Below are 15,795 nucleotides of genomic sequence, written 5' to 3'. Positions count from 1 at the left end.
TGAATATTCATCTGCAAAATTGATTTTATCTACCAGAACGGGTTCTGTACCAAATTTTCGTTGATCACTACTTCCGAATTTCTGATCGGCCAGAAATAGTCCTTTAACCCAAAAAAAGGTACGGCAACAGTCCTCGGGCGATAATAATTTACCGCACTGCCTTCGTTTACGTTCCAGCCCTGCAGCGGTCTGCTCAATACACCCTGCAACTCTTTCCAACGGCGTAAATCCCAACCACTCTGTCCTTCAAAACACAATTCTATGCGCCTCTCCTGGTGAATAATCTCACGTCGGCCTTCTTTGGTATCTGGCTTGGTTGGATTTTTCGAATAGGTTTGCCAAGAGGTGGCAACACCCTGTAAACCAGCCCTGCTGCGTACTTTATCTACCCATGATAGGATATCGGTTTTAGATGCAGTTCCTTCTTCATTTAATGCCTCTGCATAAAGCAGGTACAGGCCACCAAGACGCACCACCGGCAGATAAAAAGTTTCAAACTCGACACCATTATTCATGATAGACAGATAATTAGCCAATTTTTTAGGCCAGTATCCAGTAATGTTGGTTGCAAACTGGCTTTTTGGTCCGGCGATGGCAAATGGGCCTCTTGCCTGCACATAAAATGCATCACCTTCATTGCGTTTATCGTTTCCGAACCAGATCCCTCCATCAAAACCTAAATCGGCATAAAACCTCGGCTCACGGTTAAAATTCGCTTTTGCGGTTTCATAACCTTGTTTGATGTACGATTTGTTGGCATCATCACCAAACTGCGGTGTATTGCGGTTGGCATAATCGAAAACGCCAGTATTATCCTCATTGATTGGTACTCCATTTTTGGTGTAAAACAGTTCGGTGGTAGAAAGCGGCACCGACCAGTTAGAAGGCTGCTCGTTACCAAACGAAACCGCATCCGAGGTAAGCTTCGGAAATACATAACCCTGATAATCAAAACTATATTGCGAACCCCAGATCAACTCCGGATTTTGGTCGCGCTTTTCGGTAATAACCGATTGAAGTGTCAATACACGTTTTAACTGATCAGAGACATTTTCGACTTTCTCGGTTGGTATCTTACTATACAGAATACCTCCCTGGGATTCAAACTCATCGATGGCCGCTTTGCAAGCTTTTGCGGCAATGCTCCATTTTTGGGGATCAACGGCAGTAGAAAAAAGATTTTTACCATCTTTATTCTTAAAGCTTGCAAAATCGGGGTTACCGTTAAACAAGGGGCTTGCAGCAGTGGTTAGTGCCTCTGCTTTTAAAGCCATTCCCATCGATTTAGTAGTACGACCGTACTCTAAAAGTGGATTTACAACAACAGATGGCAGATCAGGAATGGCCTCGTTGAGCAATTGATCTACATAAGCAAAAGATTCATCAACGGTTGAGCGTTTGACTTTTGTATCTTCGATGGATCCATCAATAGGACGGTTTTCTTTGATCAATACAATCGGCCCATATAGCCTGATGAGGTAATAATGGTAATAAGCCTTTAAGAATTTAATTTCTGCAATCCATCTTTTCTTTTCATCATCTTTCAGGTCGAAAGGCTTGTTAATGTTCTCGAGCATAATGTTACACCTTCTTAGTGCAATGTAAATGGGCTGTCCACCGTTACCACCCGTCCAATAATCGATTGCCGGATTTGATACATTCTGTACGCCACCTCTAATCAGTTTAAAACCTGGACCCGTAATTTTATTGAAAGGGTTATCATCAAGATTCGGGTATATAATTTCGGAAGAAGTAACAAACCCTACATTGTTGACCACCTCCCGGTTTAAGTTCTGAAAGGTATTGTAGCAACCGAAAAGATAATTTTCAGCTTCATTCCTGTTCGAAAAAGCATAATCAAGCGTGCCCACATTATTGGGAACAACATCCAGGTATTTTTTACATGATGTGCCTGCGATACAAAGCACAAGCAGACAGATTAGTTTATAATAGAATTTCATATCTTTTATTTTTTCTGTTTTCATTACAAATTCACGTTTATACCGAAATTGAATACTTTCTGGATCGGATAAGCGAATCCATTGCCACCCAGTTCAGGATCCCACATTTTAAATTTACTCCAGGTAACCAGGTTGAGACCGTTCAGGTAAAGGCGGCAATTGGAAAGCCTCAGGGTTTTCAAGATACTTTTCGGAAGGGTATAACCGATTTCTACCGATTTTAACCTGATAAAACTTCCATCCCTCAACCACCATGAGCTTGCCTGCAGGTTGTTTGCGACAACTGCCGAGCTGGTGCCCAAACGCGGATAGGCAGCAAACAGATCCTGATTTTCTTCTGACCAGTGGCTATCTGCAAAAGCCTGTAACACCTGGGCCCTACCTTCTACATAAGCTACATTGCGTTCAAGAAAAGGACTTGTTTTTCTGGGATCGATAAAGAACGAGACCCTGTCCTGCCCCTGGAAGAATGCGGACAGGTCAAATCCCTTATAACCTGTTGAGAAACCAAAGCCATATACAATTTCCGGCGTGCTCGGATAGCCCATAAAGGCCATATCGAGATCATCTATCCTGCCATCGCTGTTTAAATCGCGGTATTTGATATCGCCTCCCCTCGGTATAGCACCGGTAATCACGTTACCATAAGCATCACTCGTATTGAACTGTTGGGTAGGCGAATTTTTTACCTCTGCATCATCAACAAATAACCGTTCGGCAATGTAGCCATAACCCCTGCTTATCGGTTGACCGATAAAATGCCTCCAGGTTTCAGGATAGTTGGGTTCTTCTATATAACCGTATTTGTTGGTTGAATAAGTAAAGTTCCCGCGGATTGAACTCCAGAGGCCATTGTCAAATGTCTTCTTGTAATCGAGCGATAAGTCTATCCCCTTGGAATCTACCTCACCAAGATTGGTAAGCACATCGGTTTCGAAACCTTCGGTAGCCGGGATATTACGTTTGCGCAAAATATCGTAACGGTGGTTTTTATAAAACTCAGCCACGATATTGAAGTTTTTCAACAAAGTAATTTCACCTGCCAGGTTGGTCTGCCTTGATGTTTCCCAGGTAATATTGGAATTCGCATAACTCCTGATGAAAACCCCGTTAAGCTGGTTTCCGTTGTTGATACCGAACTGTGCAAAATTTCCTCCATTCAGGTTTACGTCCGAAAGGTAGAAAAAGCGTTGCGAGCCGATGGCATCATTACCGACCAAACCGTGACTGAAGCGTATTTTTAAGCGGTTAACAATATCGTTCTTAGGCCAGAAAGCTTCGTTTGAGGGCACCCATGCACCGCCAATGGTTGGGAAAAAGCCATAGCGGTGTTCTGCAGAAAAACGTTCCGATCCGTTAAAGCCGAAGTTGAATTCCACAAAATACCGGTCTTTAAACGAATAGGTTGCCCTGCCTGCCACCCCCATGTTGCGGAAAGGCAGCGAATAGGGCAATGTGGTGGTATTGGTCCGTGGGTCTTTCGCACTCGAATACAGGGTCTGCTGTGCGGTACCAATGATGGTTGAGCTTACGGTATGGTTTCCGAATTTCCGGTTATAATCTATAGCACCCTGAAAATAGAAAAAAGAGTTGGCGTTAGGCTCGCTCCTGTTATATACCAGATATTCTGTTGGAACATTATTGGCTACATTGTTTTTTGGATTGAGCCAGGTCAGCGCATAAGTATTGGCTACTTTATCATAACTATCGGCGCTATAAAAATAAGGCGAGTAGGCTAACTGCGAATCGAAATAAGAATACCTGTTGGTATTGAATACCGTCCTTAACTTAAGTCCTTCGGTAATGAATTTAAAATCCTGGTTAAGTTCCAGCTGTGCCGACATACGCGATTCTGAAGAGCTTTTATGCCCTTTTAAAAGCTGTGCGTAAGGGTTTCCGTTGGGATAAAGGATACTGTTGTTTTTTGTTCCGTCAGGACCACCTACGTTTCCAAATAAAATATGGTTTGCACCTGCATTTGCTGCATCGGCCGGATAATATGCAGGAAACAACACCGGGCTGGCATGAGAAGCGATGGCATATAAATCTGAAGCAAATGAACCGTCTAAAGTAATCGGACCGTTATAATCGCTAAAAGTACCCGAAAGCCTTACAATCAGTTCGGTTGTTTTACTCAGGTTGATATTGATATTGGAACGCAACTGATAGTTCTTAAAATTGACATTGTTCTCATTGTTGTTGCGGATATCCGTTTTTAATATCCCGTTATCAATATTATATGAACCCGAAATGTAATATTTGGCTACACCGCCACCGCCGCTGATACTTAAATTGTTACGCTGGGTGCTGGCCCTGTCCTTAAATAACATATCAATCCAGTTCACCGCGGGATATACATAAGGATTACTACCAGGGCTACCGTTTATTGTAGCACGGGTATTGTTTATCTTAGTCTGGTTAAAAGGCAGCGGCAAAGATGGATTACGTGTTAAGGACGCTTCGTTAAAAAGTTCCATATACTGGATCGGATCAACCAGATTTAAGGTCTGGGTAGATTGCGATAAGGAATACTCTGTACGGAAATTAATTTTGGCCTTACCTTCCCGACCTTCTTTTGTACTGACCAAAATTACCCCGTTGGCGCCCCGCGCTCCATAAAGTGCTGTAGCACTCGCATCTTTTAAGATCGAAAAACTGGCAATATCATCAGTCTGTAAACGCGCAAGATCATTAGGTGTTAGCTCAACGTTATCGATCAGGATTAAAGGATCCTGTTTATAACCGAATGTAGTTACCCCACGGATAAAGAAAGAGGCGTTATCCTGCCCGGGTTGCCCACTGCGTTGATAGGCAATAATACCAGCTGCCTGCCCGGCAAGTGCCGCGGTAAGGTTACTGGCAGGTATTTTTAAATCAGCAGGTTTTATGGTGGTTACCGAACCTACAACAGCTTCTTTACGTTGCTTTTGGCCCATTGCGGTAATCACCACCTCATCGGCCATCATGACCACCGACTCTTTTAACACTACATTATAAACGGTGCTTTCGGTTACCACAATCCGTTTTGCGGTATAACCTACCAGGGCTACACGAAGTGCGCCTCCTTTGGCCACATCGATCACAAATTTACCGTTGTTATCGGTCTGGGTACCTGTTTTCGTATTTTCAACTGTTATGGTTACACCTGGCAAGGCTACACCTGTGGTATCTCTAACAGTTCCGGTAACAGTTGTTTTGGTTTGCGCAGTTACCTGGATACCAATAAAAACAAAGAACAAAAACGGGATGCACTTTAACATATTTAAAAAAACATGTTTTCGGCAGAGCCACCTAATGTCTGAATTAGTAAAAAATGACTTCATAAATTATTTGGTTAGTAGTTAAAAATTGTTTGGTTTTTATTTTCAGTTGTATCCATCTGTCTGATCTGCTTGATATTTCAAAGAAGCTTACCACAAAACGGATCGCAACGGAATAAGGATCTTAAATAGAACGGTCATAATCTAATTTATATTTGCAACTGTAAACTTAGGGTAGGAAAATCCTATTACAAATGGATAAATACAAATAAATGATGGATTATACGATCATCTGGAAAGAATCTGCAAAGCCGATAAATATTTATCTTTTTTTATTGCTTCTATTCTAATTATTGAACTGAAAACTCTTATTTTGCACTATTAAAGTAATATATGCGGGGCCATGGTTGAAAGGAACTGTATTCATTACTTTATAATTTCTCAACCATCATTATGGAGCAAAAAATCATTGAGCCCAGGAAAAAAATCAAAGAGGGATTCATCGGACAAAAACGTATAGTCATCCCCCCGAACATCAGGAAGAAAATCCTCAACAACAAAGTTGCGAAAACCTTTTATCTGACAGCGATCGGCCATTATCCCCGTGCAACCAACCACCATATCGAGCGCAAATCAGGTAGCAAAGACTATATCTTTCTATATTGCACCGAAGGCTTTGGCTACATCAATATTCTGGGCAAGAAACTATTGCTGAGTCCAAATTCCTATTATATAATCCCCAGAAATATCAGCCACCAGTATCAAAGTCACGAAAGTAATCCATGGAGTATCTTTTGGGCTCATTTTAGCGGTGAGATTGCTGAAAATATCTTTGACCGCTTTGCAAACGGCAACCTTACACAGATTCAGGAGATCCCATTTGTAGAAACCAGGATTAAACAGTTTAACTTGATTTATGCCCTTTTGGAGCGTAGTGTTGATGATAAAGACATGGAGATCATCAACATTAAACTATTGAATTTTATTTCTTCTTTTATTTATTACAAAGACCTTGACCCAGATGTATACAACATAGATTCTATCAGTAAATCTATAATGTACATGAAGAAAAACCTGAGGAAAAAGTTTTCTGTTGAAGATCTGGCCCTTCAGCAAAACTTATCAGCATCTCACTACCTGCGCTCTTTCAGGCAAAAAACAGGTAGCTCCCCCATCAATTATTTCAATCAGCTTAAAATACAGGAATCCTGTCAATACCTGTATTTTAGCGATATGAATATTAAGGAAATCTGTGCAGAACTGGGGTTTTCAGATCAGTATTACTTCTCACGTCTGTTCAAGCAGATTACTGGTACTTCACCATCCCAGTATAAAAAGTTACACAAAAGGTAATCAAAAGATAGCGAAACCCTAGCAAATTGCACCTGATAAAGAATTTCAAAACTGCGCTCTTATTTAGTCAACATCAAAAAAATTTTTAGAACAAGTCGTTCTGACCAATAATGGAAAAGGCAATTTCCATTCCCGGAAACTGCCTCTTCTCCTAAAAAATGGCGACGACTTAAAAAATTATTCTATAGAAGGCTGATTAGGGGATAACCCTTTGTACCGATAAAATTCACCGTGGTACAACATTTATACCCTTAACATCTACTCCCATCTGTAAAAAAACGAGATAAACATCAAATACGCCTTTAATATTTTCAATTTCAGCAAGCGCTTTATTTCCGATGCTAAGGCCTGTTCGGCCTATAATCCTTCCGAAAGGAGAGCCCAAATGAACCTCTACCTGACCTGGGACTGCTTTATCACCGATTATCTCAATCGCTTTTAGATCGGTAAGGTCTGTTTTCGGGAACATTAGATAAGCTCCCTTCTCCGAAACTGTAGCAATTAACCTGTCTTTACTGAAACTTAGGCCTTTATTACTACCCGATTCATTAACCGAAAGGTAAGAGTTCCTAAGGATCACAACATCCTCAGATAACTGTGAGGCTAAATTTTTAGCTCCTTTGTCTCTATATGCTGCCCTAAAAATAAAACTTCCATGGTTTGTCTGGCCAGGCTGAATACCAGTGGTGTAGGTACCATTCACCGGAAGATTCTTTTGGGCAGTCTGTTTATCGCCGAGGCTAAGAATGTATTTTACAATGGCATCAACCTCGGCCGCTGGCAGGGAAGAATGTGCGGGCATCATCGCATCACCCCAAACACCTGAACCGCCATTGATTACTTTTTTGACCAAACGTTCCCGGGCAGTTTTATCGCCTTTGTATTTTTGGGCAACAAGGGTGAAAGCAGGGCCTAATGATTTAGCCGTTAGGTCATGACAAGCTTTACAGGTGCTTTTTTTCATGAGCGCCTTACCAATTTCAAATTGTGCAGATGCATCGAAGCGTTGCTGATTCTGTGCAATGGTCGTCATATCATAACCTTCAGAGAGATAGTTGATCGATACAGAAACCTGCGAGGGCTTAATTCTTCTATCCGCCAAGCTTCCGTCTTCCTTATCGCTTACCTTTACACTATAGGTAATGGTCTTTCCTGGAAAGTAAAAACTGGAATTTCCCTTGATAAAATTGAATTTTACTACCGGAGATGCATTACCGGCTGATATTTCGACTGCTTTACTGTTTTTTGCACCTGATGGATCGGTAACGGTAAGTGTTGCTTTGTAGATTCCAGGAGCAGATAGCAGTATTTCGGGATTTGGTGTTCTGTAAACAGATTTGAGTACCCTGTCTTTAGTAATACGCCATTCAAATTTCAATTGATCACCGTCATAATCGATTGTTCCTACTGATGAGAGCTTTACCTTCAGGGGCAGTGCTCCTGAAACCTTATCCGCTTGCACTTGAACCATGGGCTTCCGATTACCGCCGTTATATTCTATTTTAATAAGTTCTGCTTCGGGATTGTCTTTAAAATAGCCGTTACCATATTCAAGAATGTACAGGCTTCCGTCCGGACCAAATTTCATATCAATCGGACCCCTTAAGGTGAGATCTGGCATAAAGCGCTCCATAGATTTATAGTTCCCTTCCTCATTCATTTCTACAGTGAGTATCCATCCCCGCACCCAGTCTGTAATAAACCATTTGCCTTCATAATAGGAAGGAAAAACATTTGGAGTAGCAGAAAAGTCAGCCTGATGAAATATCGCCCCCCCAACTGCACTTCGCCCTCCACTTCCCATCAATGGAAAATACTCACTTGCCCCATAAGGATACCATATCAACGGAGTTTCCGTAGGCGGCAGGACATTTAAGCCCGTATTGTTTGGAGAATTATTAACCGGACGGCGCGGATCATAAAGTTCCCCGGATTTTTTTGTAGCAAAATCATAATATCGGTAAGGCAGGTTGTTCCCAATAAAATAGGGCCAGCCAAAGTTTCCGGCTTTTTTGGCCCGGTTAAACTCATCGTATGAGGCAGGCCCTCTGGATTCTGATGCATTGGAGCCGTCGGGGCCAACCTCACCCCAATACAGCCAGTTTGTTTTGCTGTCCAGGCTCATCCGCCAGGGGTTCCTGTTGCCCATAGTGTAAATCTCAGGCCTGGTCTTCGCTGTTCCCTTTGAAAATAGGTTGCCTTCCGGAATTGTATACGTCCCGTCCGGTTCCGGATGGATCCGTAGGATTTTGCCTCTTAGATCATTTGTGTTTGATGAAGATTTCTGTGCATCGCGTGCACTTTCGCCAGGACGCTCATCTATTGGTGTAAAACCGTCTGATGATCTCGAAAAAGTATTATCGCCTGTACTCAGCAATAAATTTTTATCCTTGTCGAACAACATCCCTCCTCCCACATGGCAACATTCTTCACGCTGTACTGGCACTTTCAACAGTACTTTCGCAGATAATTGGTCAACTTTGGCTCCTTTCCAGGTATACCTTACCAAACTGTTAACAGCTTCACTACCCTTTACAGAGTAGTAGGTATAGATCCAATGATTCTTTTCAAAATCCGGATCCAATATCACGCCCTGAAGGCCATCTTCACCTTCTTCCCTTTTACCGTTCTTATCAACATATTCGGTACTAACAGGAATTTCTGCAATAATATCAAGATTCTTGGTAACCGGGCTGTATACCTTTAGCTTTCCTTTTCGCTCGGCGTAAAGAACCCTCCCATCTTTCAAAACCTGAAACTGCATCGGCTCTTCCAGCTTTTGGGCCAGCACTATCTTAGTAAATCTATTTATTTCGGGTTTATTTACTTTTTGGGCACTGACAAAACATTGAACAGATACGCTAAAAAAAAGTAAAAGGAGAAATCCTCTCAAAAAAAATGTGGTCATTATTTATATGCATTAAGGTTTTTGAACAGATTCGCGAAAATAGGCGACGCTTTTTGCAACATCAGCAGTATTATTATCCCAATTATACTCATATTCTGCAGATATGATGCCTTTAAATTTTTGTCTTTTTAATTCTTTAATGATCGCATCAACGTTAGTGGCGCCGGTTCCCCAGTGCACATCGTGTGCATTTTCATCCTTTCCGTTCATATCTTTCATGTGCAGGTGGAGTACATGGCCTTCAGCCTTTTTTATACAATCAAGTGGGGCAAGGCCTGAGTGGACCCAATGTCCGAGGTCTGCACACAGCCCAAGGCGTTTGCTTTTTCCTTTAATGGCATTCAGAATGATATCAGGGTTCCAATATCTGGAAGGTTTAGCATGATTGTGGATCGCAACATTTATTTTATATTGATCACAGAGGTCTGAGAGCAGTTGCATATCTTTCTCTTCCGGCCCTGCTGTTATCGTCTCTAAGCCCATTGCCTTCCCAAACTCGAATATTTTAATCCAATCTGCTTTATTGTCTGCTCCGATAACACCAAAGGAGGCCATTTTTACATGGTATTTTTTAAGCTGTTCCAGAATAAGGATCCTCTTGGCCGGCTCCATACGGTAGTCCATTTTCCCAGGAATCCCTCCCCCTATTTCCTGTCCGGGAAAGGCTTCAATATAACTCAATTTACAGCTATCCGTCTTGGCCGCGGCCTCCATAAAACTGAATCTGTTAAAAGTAAATGCCTGTGTTCCCAATTTCCAGCCCAGGCGTTTTTCCTGGTACCCCGTTGTAGCGGTCGTGGTAACACCGATAACCCTGCAGCCAGCGGCTACTGTAATCAATAAAAGTCCCATAGCATAAACCAGGCGGGAAAGTTGGTGTTTGTAAAAAATCATATTGTTATCTGTAAATTGAATTATTTATAATAGGCTTCAAAAGGCTGGAGCCCGTCGATTTTTAGCTGGTTTAATTATTGGAATATCCTGGGTTTTGATCTGCTTCGGATATATCGTCATTCTGTTTAATTTCCTGTAGCGGAATTGGGTAACGGTTGTGGAAAGGCTGAACAGAGCCGCTCTCTTTTGTCCATTTGTTACGGGTTTTCACAAGGTCTACCAGCTTCCCTGTTCTGATCAGATCCATCCTTCTCCATCCCTCAAAGCAAAGTTCGCGCATACGTTCGTCCATAATAGCCGTTCTGAAATCCTGCTGTGACATTGCTACGCTCCATTTTTTTTCATCGGGCAGATTATTGTTCCAGGCCCTTCTTCTTACGGTTGTATTCACAAGATCAACAGCTTGTGCGGTCGCCCCGGTTTCATTCAAAGCTTCTGCATAACATAAAAGCACATCCGAATAGCGCAGGTAAAAAATATTCTTGCCCGAAAGCCAAAAACTCAAAGTGCCATCTGTTCTTATATCTTCATATTTTTTAACATGTGGATCGAGTTCATCCCCGCCAAAGGCTGGGTTTAACACAGGTGTTTTTCCTTTATAGTTAAAATCGTAACGGATGCTTTCGCTTTTCCTAACATCTCCAGCTTCCCAGAGTCCTCCTGCAGTTGCATCTTGATAGCAATATTGCGTTGGCACCATCAGGTCATAACCGCCAAAATAAGCATATTGATCGATTTCGGCCAACGATCTCGATCCCATTTGCCATTGGGTTTGGTTATTGTCCGGGTAAACATTGTTGAACTGAAACTCGTAGATAGATTCACTGCTGTTGGGTTTTGCAGGATTCCAAAGGTCGGCGTAATTGGCTACCAGCTGGTATGTACCTGCATCTACGATCTGTTTAAAAGTATCTCTCGCTTTAACAAAATCGCGTACTCCTGAACTAACAGGTGCATACATGTATACTTTGCCCAATAGCGCCAGTGCCGCACCCCTAGTGGCTTTACGCTTGTCGGTTTGAGATGTAGGCAGGTATTTTACTGCGTTTTCGAGATCTGAAACGATGCTATTGTAGACTAATGTTAAAGGTTGGCGTTTAGTTCCATATTCAGCAAATTTCGCCTGATCTATTAGCGGTATTTCGCCCCAATACTGACTCATTTCAAAATTAAGCGCCGCCCTGATAAAAGAAGCATCACCCAAAATCCTGTTTTTGCGTTCGGGGTCTTCCGTATTCAGGCTTAAGGCATAAATTACCTTAGCCGCAGCAGAAATCACAGGCCAGCGGCTATTCCATTGCTCGGCAAGCGCTGTATTGCTCGCGGTTAAGAAGCCATTATAACGGTCAAGTCCTGCCTGCCGGTCGTCGGTTCTAACCTGGTAAGCCCCTTGTTGTGCTTCATCAGTGCCCAAGGTGAAGACAAAACCTCCCCTGTCTTTTTTGGTATTGCGCCAGCTGGTATACAGGCCCAAAACCAAAGGTTCGATATTATCAAGGCTTTTAAAAACCTGCTCTTCGGTAAGGGCCGTCTGTGGTTCTTCTATTATAAATTTTTTACAAGACCCGCTTAGTATTACCAATAAGGCAAGCATGATCAAACTGTATTTCTTTTTCATTGTAATTTCTCTTAAAGTCCAATATTAACACCAAAAACAAACATTTTTGAAGTTGGATAACCATCACCTCCTTCAGGATCATAACCTTTATATTTGGTTACGGTTAACAGGTTCCTACCGGTAACATAAACACGTAGGTTGCTTAATTTTGCCTTTTTCATAAAGTCCTGCGTAAAATTATAGGCCAGCGTTAAGGCCGACATCCTTAAATAAGATGAATTCTGTACAGCATAGTCGGTTTCTCCAACACTATAACGGCCACTTCCGGTATAAGCTCTCGGGATGTTGGATTCAGTGTTGGCCGGTGTCCAGCGGTTAAGTTCATCTTCATGGCCCGAATATTCACCTGTACCGTTTAGTAAGCCTTCATAAAGTCCGCTGATGGCCTTGCCGCCATAACTATAATTAAAAACCGCGTTCAGTGTAAGATTTTTATAGGTCACATCAGTAAAGAACCCTCCGTAAAATTTGGGATCTTTTCTCCCTACAACAATACGGTCGGCATCATCAATCTTTTTATCGCCATTTACATCAACCGGAACAATATCCCCCGGACGAATGGTGCGGCCTCCATAATCAATACTCTGGATACGTGTCATATCGGATTGTTGCGCAATTTTTTCGAACTTATAGGTATAAATAGAATTAAGCGGTTGGTTGAGGAAGAAGTTACCTTCTCTTTGAATCTCCACTCCGGTAAATCCGCCATAATTATAAATGGCATCTACATTACCATAAAGCTTGGTAATTTTACTTTTATAGGCAGAAATATTGGCACCCATATTCCATTTTAAATCATCGCCTTTTAGTATGACACCGTTGATATTAAAATCGAACCCCTGATTAAGCAATGAGCCTACATTGGCAATGGTATTATTGAATCCTGATGTGGTTGACAGCGTTCTTCTCATCAACAGGTCGTTGTTGTGAATCAGAAAATAATCGGCATTAAAAGTTAGTCTATTATCCAAAACTGCGATATCCAGTCCCAGGTTAAGTTGTTTTTGCTTTTCCCAAACAAGATCAGGATTCCCTAAACGACCATCTGACACATGGGTAACAGATCCGTTGGTAAATACCGGTCGGTAAAGGGAACGGTAGGCAAAATCATCGATCTTCTGGTTTCCGGCAATACCATAACCCGCACGGATTTTAAGCATGTTGATTCCCTTTATGTCCTTGAAAAAATCTTCGTTTGCAACATTCCATGCTAGTGAAAGTGAAGGAAAAAGCCCCCATTTGTTGCCATTTCCAAATTTTGAGGAACCATCATACCTTCCGGTAAGGGTTGCAAAATATTTGTTGTCGTAACTGTAATTGAACCTGGCCACGTAGCTGATCAATGAGTTGGTTACAAAATCAGAAGATAACTGGAATTGATCTTTCAGGTAAGCCCCGCCAAGGTATTTGTAAGAAAAATCGTCGGTAGCAAAGCCTGATGCATTTACCTGGTTATAATTGTAGTTGTTCTGGCTCAATCCAAAACTCAGGATACCCGAAAAGCTATTTTTGCCAATGGTTTTATCGTATGAAATCGAATTATCCCACTGCCAGTTTACCCAACTTTCTTTTTTCTGTGTGGCACTACCGTTGGTCGAATTTCTAAGCGACTGGCCTAAACTTTTGGGAATGTAGTTGTAATAATTTTGATTCCTCACATCAAGGGCTATACTCGAACGTACATTTAATCCCGGGATGAGGGTAGCCACAACATAGTTATTGGTTAATAAACGGTTTAAATTGCCTTTTCCATCAATATTTAAACTTCTGATAGGATTGTATAGATCGGTACTTTGAATACCCTTCCAGCTCAAGTAGGTAATCTGGTCATTGATGGGTAAAAGCGGATTCGCATTGGCAGCGATACCGAACACACCTCCATCGATATAGGATTCCTCAGTACGCGAGAAATTGGTATTGGTACCGATTTTTAACCAGGGTTTTATTTTCTGATCGAGATTAATTTGTCCGCCATAACGTTTATAGTTGGAAGTTTTCAATAGCCCCATTTGATCAGTGTAATTAAAACTCACATAGACTGCACCATCAGGACCACCTTTAGAAAATGTTGCCGTATGGTTTTGTTGTATAGCCGTGCGGGTAATTTCATCGAGCCAGTTGTACGATTGGCCGCTACGGTACACATTCAGTTCATCCTGACTGAATGCTATAGAATTTGTACCCACCAATGAATTGATATAGGTCTGACGGTCTGCAGTCGGATTATCGTCCATATATTTGTTGGCATAAGCATCGATACGTAAATCGGCAATCTGCTGGGCATTTAGGTATGGAATGTTTTTGTTGAACGACTGTACGCCATACCACCCATTGTATTCTATTTTCCCATCGCCATTCTTGGCCCTTTTAGTAGTGATCAGTACCACACCGTTCGCACCTCTTGAACCATATATTGCAGTTGCAGATGCATCTTTTAAAATGTCGATACTTGAAATATCATCAGGGTTGATGGTATTGAATGCTTCTTCGATCACCAGACCATCTACAACATAAATCGGGTTTGAACCATATTGTATGGAATTGTTTCCGCGCACCTTAATGGATACAGCACCACCGGGCCTGGGATCATTACTTTGCACCAGCACACCGGCAACACGCCCCTGAATGGCCTGATTGATATTAGTTACGGGCATTTCTTTAATTACCTTTTCACCAACACTGCTTACCGAACCTGTCAGATCACCCTTTTTAATCGTTGCGCCCACTACGGTAACTTCCTGAAGTTCGCTTGTTGTAGCAACCAAAACGATATTCATGCCCGCGGCTGCAGATCGTTCAGTACTACCATAACCAAGGGAAGAAAAAATAAGGATAGCACCTGTTGGAACTTTGAAACTGAACTTGCCATCCGGATCAGTAGAGGTCGCTGTCGTAGTGCCTTTTACTTTGATAGAAACACCTGGGATGGACATTCCATCATCTTTACCCGTAACTTTCCCTGATGCTATTACCTGCTCCTGGGCCAAAAGCTGGCTACCTTGTATTAACGCCAAAAACATCAGTAAAGACGCCATTTTGGGCAAGGATTTTACAATATAAATTAACATAAAAAAGATATTTGATTAGTGTGGTTAAATTTACAATGAAAATAAAACAGGGTAAATGGATAATCATCACCAAAACATGGACAATATGATCACTTCAACTGAGACGCAGAATTACCAGGAGGAATAGACCCGAATAAAGCAAAATGTGCTTCAAAAACGCTGGATTTAAAAATCCTAGCCAGGTAAAATGGCCTTCATTAATCTTTGTCAGTACCTAAAAGTTCCTCCAGATGAGAATTGTTTATTTAAGGAAGTTGTAAGATTTCAGCAGAAGACATTAAGATGCAACTAAAAACACAGCGTTTTTAAGCGCATGTAGAAAAAACAGATTGGATCATCCCGATAATAGAAAGTTCTCCAGGTGCCAGGGTTTTAAATAGCCAGCGTGCCAGTTAAATAAGGAAAGTCCTAAAATTATTAACAGCCCTTATCTCTTACGATGATCAGAGAGTTTAGTACTAACCTGCATATACCACAGATATGCTTATCCAGGAATACGCACTAAAAGGATAGAACAAAAAGCTTTTTTATAATTCGGGATTTGACTTTTTAATTTCGCACCAACAGCCTATTGGGGAACTAATATATTTCAACCCCTTATAAACTATAAAAAACAAGAAACGCTGTTTGATTTAAGATCTGAGGGCTGTTGAAATTCATAATCGACATTAGATTCAATATGGAGGCACTTCGGGTTTTCATATTTACGAAAAGAGCCTCCGAATTAACGAAA

The 15,795-nt window shown here is 41.6% G+C and carries 7 protein-coding genes; 1 reads left to right on the top strand and 6 read right to left on the bottom strand.

All coding sequences use genetic code 11. The features are described 5' to 3' along the window. Window positions 1-29 precede the first annotated feature (29 nt). Complete coding sequence (locus ACTJKN_RS10525) at window positions 30-1,985, bottom strand: RagB/SusD family nutrient uptake outer membrane protein (RefSeq protein ID WP_440824761.1); 1,956 nt, start codon at window positions 1,983-1,985, stop codon at window positions 30-32. After that, entirely contained in the window at window positions 1,985-5,221 is a 3,237-nt protein-coding gene (locus ACTJKN_RS10520; protein ID WP_440824758.1) for a SusC/RagA family TonB-linked outer membrane protein, read from the bottom strand. The genes ACTJKN_RS10525 and ACTJKN_RS10520 overlap by 1 nt, the downstream gene beginning before the upstream one ends. Window positions 5,222-5,674: 453 nt before the next feature. Between ACTJKN_RS10520 and ACTJKN_RS10515 the strand changes: the two genes are divergently transcribed. Then, window positions 5,675-6,574, top strand: a complete 900-nt coding sequence (locus ACTJKN_RS10515; RefSeq protein ID WP_440824756.1) for an AraC family transcriptional regulator — start codon at window positions 5,675-5,677, stop codon at window positions 6,572-6,574. A gap of 226 nt (window positions 6,575-6,800) precedes the next feature. Here the strand turns inward: ACTJKN_RS10515 and ACTJKN_RS10510 are convergent, their stop codons facing one another. From ACTJKN_RS10510 to ACTJKN_RS10495, 4 genes are all read right to left on the bottom strand, one after another. Beyond that, complete coding sequence (locus tag ACTJKN_RS10510; protein ID WP_440824754.1) at window positions 6,801-9,482, bottom strand: PQQ-dependent sugar dehydrogenase; 2,682 nt, start codon at window positions 9,480-9,482, stop codon at window positions 6,801-6,803. A 12-nt stretch (window positions 9,483-9,494) separates the two neighbouring features. Continuing rightward, a complete protein-coding gene (locus tag ACTJKN_RS10505; RefSeq protein ID WP_440824752.1) occupies window positions 9,495-10,376 on the bottom strand; it encodes a sugar phosphate isomerase/epimerase family protein in 882 nt (293 codons plus the stop codon). A gap of 70 nt (window positions 10,377-10,446) precedes the next feature. Continuing rightward, complete coding sequence (locus tag ACTJKN_RS10500; RefSeq protein WP_440824750.1) at window positions 10,447-11,994, bottom strand: RagB/SusD family nutrient uptake outer membrane protein; 1,548 nt, start codon at window positions 11,992-11,994, stop codon at window positions 10,447-10,449. A gap of 11 nt (window positions 11,995-12,005) precedes the next feature. Beyond that, on the bottom strand, window positions 12,006-15,029 hold the full coding sequence (locus ACTJKN_RS10495; protein WP_440824748.1) for a SusC/RagA family TonB-linked outer membrane protein: 3,024 nt from the start codon (window positions 15,027-15,029) through the stop codon (window positions 12,006-12,008). Between the last annotated feature and the right edge of the window lie 766 nt (window positions 15,030-15,795).

Origin of the sequence: Pedobacter sp. 22163 (assembly GCF_052045595.1) — a bacterium.
In the GTDB taxonomy this organism is placed as follows: Bacteria; Bacteroidota; Bacteroidia; order Sphingobacteriales; family Sphingobacteriaceae; genus Pedobacter.
Note: the sequence above shows the minus strand (reverse complement) of the source record. Positions and strands in the feature narration are given on the sequence as shown.

Coding starts and splice junctions, on each gene's coding strand:
- ACTJKN_RS10520 (WP_440824758.1), bottom strand. CDS start 5,221: ATGTTAAAGTGCATCCCGTTTTTGTTCTTTGTTTTTATTGGTATCCAG.
- ACTJKN_RS10510 (WP_440824754.1), bottom strand. CDS start 9,482: ATGACCACATTTTTTTTGAGAGGATTTCTCCTTTTACTTTTTTTTAGC.
- ACTJKN_RS10495 (WP_440824748.1), bottom strand. CDS start 15,029: ATGGCGTCTTTACTGATGTTTTTGGCGTTAATACAAGGTAGCCAGCTT.
- ACTJKN_RS10515 (WP_440824756.1), top strand. CDS start 5,675: ATGGAGCAAAAAATCATTGAGCCCAGGAAAAAAATCAAAGAGGGATTC.
- ACTJKN_RS10500 (WP_440824750.1), bottom strand. CDS start 11,994: ATGAAAAAGAAATACAGTTTGATCATGCTTGCCTTATTGGTAATACTA.
- ACTJKN_RS10505 (WP_440824752.1), bottom strand. CDS start 10,376: ATGATTTTTTACAAACACCAACTTTCCCGCCTGGTTTATGCTATGGGA.
- ACTJKN_RS10525 (WP_440824761.1), bottom strand. CDS start 1,985: ATGAAAACAGAAAAAATAAAAGATATGAAATTCTATTATAAACTAATC.